The 4,597-nt window shown below is 69.0% G+C and carries 5 protein-coding genes and 1 pseudogene; 3 read left to right on the top strand and 3 right to left on the bottom strand.

Features of this window, described 5'->3' with window-relative positions; genetic code table 11:
* Positions 1–92 precede the first annotated feature (92 nt).
* The gene (locus A9X03_RS05670; RefSeq protein ID WP_067781104.1) at positions 93–1,340 is read left to right on the top strand and encodes an MFS transporter; all 1,248 of its coding nucleotides are present in this window, start codon (positions 93–95) and stop codon (positions 1,338–1,340) included.
* A gap of 16 nt (positions 1,341–1,356) precedes the next feature.
* Here A9X03_RS05670 and A9X03_RS05665 read toward each other — a convergent pair whose 3' ends face one another.
* Positions 1,357–1,737: a hypothetical protein gene (locus tag A9X03_RS05665; RefSeq protein WP_067747749.1), complete on the bottom strand. Its 381-nt coding sequence runs from the start codon at positions 1,735–1,737 to the stop codon at positions 1,357–1,359.
* Positions 1,738–1,806: 69 nt separating this feature from the next.
* Complete coding sequence (locus tag A9X03_RS05660; RefSeq protein ID WP_067781101.1) at positions 1,807–3,420, bottom strand: adenylate/guanylate cyclase domain-containing protein; 1,614 nt, start codon at positions 3,418–3,420, stop codon at positions 1,807–1,809.
* Positions 3,421–3,465: 45 nt separating this feature from the next.
* On the opposite strand from A9X03_RS05660, the gene nucS reads away from it, so the two are divergent.
* Together nucS and A9X03_RS28225 are read left to right on the top strand one after the other, a co-directional pair.
* On the top strand, positions 3,466–4,137 hold the full coding sequence (gene nucS, locus A9X03_RS05655) for an endonuclease NucS (protein WP_067747753.1): 672 nt from the start codon (positions 3,466–3,468) through the stop codon (positions 4,135–4,137).
* 22 nt (positions 4,138–4,159) lie between these two features.
* Positions 4,160–4,468 (top strand): hypothetical protein, encoded by a 309-nt coding sequence (locus A9X03_RS28225; protein WP_082950235.1) that lies wholly within the window; start codon positions 4,160–4,162, stop codon positions 4,466–4,468.
* Here A9X03_RS28225 and A9X03_RS05650 read toward each other — a convergent pair.
* Positions 4,469–4,597, bottom strand: a pseudogene (locus A9X03_RS05650) (methylmalonyl-CoA epimerase); the annotation flags it as partial.

The raw sequence follows: 4,597 nt of genomic DNA, 5'->3' as shown, positions 1-4,597 counted from the left end.
CGCGCACCATCCTCGACTTATGTCTTTGGAGCATATTAAACCTGCGAATAATTCATTTCCTTCGCTTTGCGTCGGCGCGCAGGATTAAGGGCATGCCCCAAGGCCCCTCCACCGCCGTAGCGCACCGAGCCGGAACCCGCGGGTACCGGCGGCTGACCGCGGCGCTCTGCGGTGCCGGTCTGGCCAGCTTCGCCGCGATGTACTGCACCCAGGCGCTGCTGCCAGCGCTTTCGGCGTCGTATCGGATCGGTCCGGCCGCGGCGGCGCTCACGGTATCGCTGACCACGGGGATGCTGGCCGTCTGCATCATTCCCGCCAGCGTCCTGTCCGAGCGCTACGGCCGCATCACCGTGATGTTGACCTCGGGGTTGGCGTCCAGCGTGATCGGGCTCCTGCTGCCGTTCAGTCCGACGCTCGGCGTGCTGCTCGTCGGCCGCGCCGCGCAGGGCGCCGCGCTGGCCGGGATACCCGCCGTCGCGATGGCGTTCCTCGCCGAGGAGGTGCACGCCTCGTCGCTCGGGTCGGCGATGGGCCGCTACATCGCCGGAACGACGGTCGGCGGGCTGGCCGGACGCCTCGTCCCGTCGTTGGTCATCGAGGCGAGCGATTGGCGGGTCGCACTGCTGGTGTGCTCCCTGACGACACTGGCCGGCACGGTGGTCTTCGCCGCCCTGGTGCCGCGGTCTCAGTTCTTCGACCCGAAGGAGACGAGCGTGCGGGCCAGCATCCGGAACCTCGCCGCGCATCTGCGAAACCCGTTGCTGCTGAAGCTGTTCGCGGTGGGGTTCGTGTTGATGGGTGGATTCGTGACCGTGTACAACTACCTTGGCTACCGATTGACCGGGCGGCCGTTCGGCCTGGCGCCGTCAGCAGTCGGCCTGCTGTTCCTGCTGTACCTGGTCGGCACCTGGACGTCGGTGGCGGCCGGGCGGCTCGCCGACCGCAGGGGACGCCCACTCGTGCTGCGGGCCGCCCTGCCGGTCACGCTGACGGGCCTGCTGCTCACCGTGCCGCACGCCCTGCCCGCGATCGTGGTGGGGGTCGGCGTCTTCACGGGTGGTTTCTTCGCCGCGCACACCGTGGCCAGCGGCTGGGTGGGCGCGGTGGCACAACGCGACCGCGCGGAGGCGTCGGCGCTGTATTTGTTCAGCTACTACTTGGGCGGGTCAGTGGCCGGTGCGATCGGCGGCGTCGTGTACGCGGTCGGCGGCTGGCCGGCGACGGTCGGTTTCGTCGGCGGGCTGCTGGTGGCCGGCTCATGCCTGGTGGCGCTGTTGGTGCGGGAGGGCGACCCCCGCACCAACAACCACCTCGTTGCGGCCTTGGCGGCCGCTGACTGATGCGCCCGGTAGGCGGCTAGGGGCCGGGAGGGGTCCCGACGCAGACGCCGCCGGCGCAGGCCCCCGCGCCGCCGGGTCCGGCGGACGCACCGGCGCCCGGCACACCCGCGCTCGCGCCACCGGGGCCCGCGCCGGCGCCCGAGCCACCCGGGCCGGCCGTCGTGGCGCCCCCGGGTCCGGTCTCGGGACCGCCGCCCGGGCCGGCCGGAGTCGTCGCCGCCGGTGCCGTCGTGGTGACGCTGGCGGGCGTGGTGACGGAGGTGGTGACGGTCGAGGTCGAAGTCGTCGGGTTCTTGTTGTCTTTGCCCGAGCCGCAGCCCGCGGTCAACGAACTCAAGGCGATCGCCGCGGCGATCCCCGCGGCGAGGGAAGCACGCCGCGCAGTTCCACTAGCCATGTCAACACCAATCTCTGAAAGGGGCGATGTCCTTAGTCCCCTTACCCACTCGGGTCGGAAATCAATCCATCAGGCCGGCGGGTCGGCGGGCGTGGCGAGCCGGGTGGGCTGCTCATACCCGCGAAGAGTCACGGTTTCGCCCAAAGTCCAACGGCCGCGCTCGTTCTCGCTCGCGCCTTCGAGGGCATCGGCCGTCGCCAGCAGTCGACCCGGGTACGACTTGGCGAGTTCGCAGAGGCGGGCCGCCTCGTTGACCGGACCGCCGATTACGGTGTACTCGAAGCGTTCCCGGGCGCCGACGTTGCCGGCCACCACCTGCCCGGCCGCCACGCCGATACCGGCTTGGCACTGCGGCATTTCGTCGACGAGCCGCTCGGCGATGGCGCGCGCCGCGGCCAGCGCCTGGTCTTCCGGGCGGTCCAGATGGTTCGGGGCCCCGAAGATGGCCAGGGTCGCGTCCCCCTCGAACTTGTTGACCAGACCGCAGTGTCGGTCCACTTCCTCGACAACGATGCCGAAGAATTGATTGAGCACCGAAACGACTTCCGCCGGAGGCCGGCTGGTCACCAGTTGGGTGGAACCGACGATGTCGATGAATACGACTGCTACATGGCGTTCTTCGCCGCCCAGCTTCGGTCGCTCGCGTTCGGCGGCCAGGGCGACCTCGCGTCCGACGTGCCGGCCGAACAGGTCGCGAACCCGCTCGCGTTCGCGCAGCCCGTCCACCATCGCGTTGAAACCGCGTTGCAGCTCACCGAGTTCGGTGCCGTCGAAAACGACGAGGTCGCCCCGCAGATCGCCGCGCTCAACCCGGCGCAACGCCGCGCGGACCACGCGCACCGGAGTTGCGGTGAGCCAGGCCAGAATCCACATCAACAGGCAACCGAAGATGAGCGTGGCGATCGAGACGATCAGCACACCGACGGCGAATTGCGTTTCGGTCAGATTGCGCATCAAGGCTTGAAAGCCCGCCAGGAAGCCGATGCCGAGAACGGGCAGGCCCGAGCCGAGGAACCAGACCACCATGGTCCGGCCCATGATCCCCGAGGCGAATCGACGCGGTGGTGGCCCCGCTTCGAGCGCCTGAGCCGCCGCCGGGCGCAGCGCGAACTCTGCCAGCAGATAACTGCCGGTGGCCACCAAGATCCCGCAGATGCCCACCGCGATGAGGAAGCGCGGGATGAAGAGCGTGTTGACTAGGCCATAGAGCGTGGTCAGCACCACCGCCCCGACACCCCACAGGATGAGATCGAAGCGGGCGATTCGCCATGGGGCCAGGAACGTGTTTCGTTCGTCTTCCCGGTTCGGCGCGCGCTCCTCGATCGCCCAGCGGAGCGATACGACGGTCCTGCGGGTGATCCAGTAGGTGCCCACCGCCAGCGCCAGCGCGATGTAGGCCGGTGATGCCGCGAAGGTTATCCACCATGGCGCGTCAAACACACTCGGTTGCGGGATGGCGACGGTCACCAGGAGCAGGGCGACGCCGATGCCGATCAGGTTGGCGCCCAGCACCAGTACAGTCAGGATGACCTGGATGCGGACGCGGCGACGTGCCTGGCTTTCTGACACCCGCCCCAACAGCAGGGAGCCGTACGCCGGGGTCTCCGGTAGCCGGCCGCTCTGACGCGTGACCGTCTCGAGCACCCGCCCGATGCGTTTCGCCAAGCTCTGCGTGGCCGACATGGTGGCGCCAGCCTAATTTGTCGGCCACGCTCTAAGGTGAGTCGGGTGCGTCTAGTGATCGCCCAGTGCACTGTGGACTACGTCGGCCGGCTCACCGCGCATCTTCCCTCGGCCCGCAGGCTGCTGCTGTTCAAGGCCGACGGATCGGTCAGCGTGCATGCCGATGACCGCGCCTACAAACCGCTGAACTGGATGAGCCCGCCGTGCTGGCTGACCGAGGAGCCGGGTGAGCAGGCCCCCGTGTGGGTGGTGCAGAACAAGGCCGGCGAACAGCTGCGGATCACCGTCGAGGATGTCGAGCACGACTCCAGCCACGACCTGGGCGTCGATCCCGGGCTGGTCAAGGACGGGGTCGAAGCCCATCTGCAGGCGTTGCTCGCCGAGCATGTGCACCTGCTCGGCGAGGGGTACACGCTGGTTCGTCGCGAATACATGACCGCCATCGGGCCCGTCGACCTGCTCTGCCGTGACGAACAGGGCGGTTCGGTGGCGGTGGAGATCAAGCGGCGCGGCGAGATCGACGGGGTCGAACAGCTCACCAGATACCTCGAGCTGCTCAACCGCGACAGCGTGCTCGCGCCGGTGAAGGGCGTGTTCGCGGCCCAGCAGATCAAGCCACAGGCGCGCACACTGGCCATCGACCGTGGGATCCGTTGTATCACACTGGATTACGACAAGATGCGCGGGATGGACAGCGACGAATACCGGCTGTTCTGAGCCTCCCGGCTAGGCTGGCGGCATGGCCCGGCGCCGCACACCGCCACGTCAGCGGTGGCAGTCATCGCCGCCCCCGCCTGCCCGCCGGGTGGAGGTCGGGCCCGACGGCCACGAGTACGAAGTCCGTCCGGTCGCGGCCGCCCGTGCGGTCAAGACCTACCGTTGCCCGGGCTGCGATCACGAAATTCGGGTCGGCACCGCACATCTGGTGGTGTGGCCAACCGATCCGACCCTCGGTGGAGGCCCAGGACTCGTCGAAGATCGGCGGCATTGGCACACCCCGTGCTGGAGCCACCGCGCCACGCGGGGCCCAACCCGGAAGTGGTCTTGATCAGGCGGCCGGTTCGACCAGCTCGATGAGGACGCCGCCGGCGTCCTTGGGGTGGATGAAGTTGATCCGCGAGTTTGCCGTGCCGCGGCGCGGGGCCTCGTAGACGAGCCGGATGCCCTGCGAGCGCAG

The sequence above is a fragment of the Mycobacterium sp. E1715 genome (assembly GCF_001667625.1).
Lineage (GTDB): Bacteria > Actinomycetota > Actinomycetes > Mycobacteriales > Mycobacteriaceae > Mycobacterium.
This window is presented reverse-complemented; position numbering and strand designations above follow the sequence as displayed.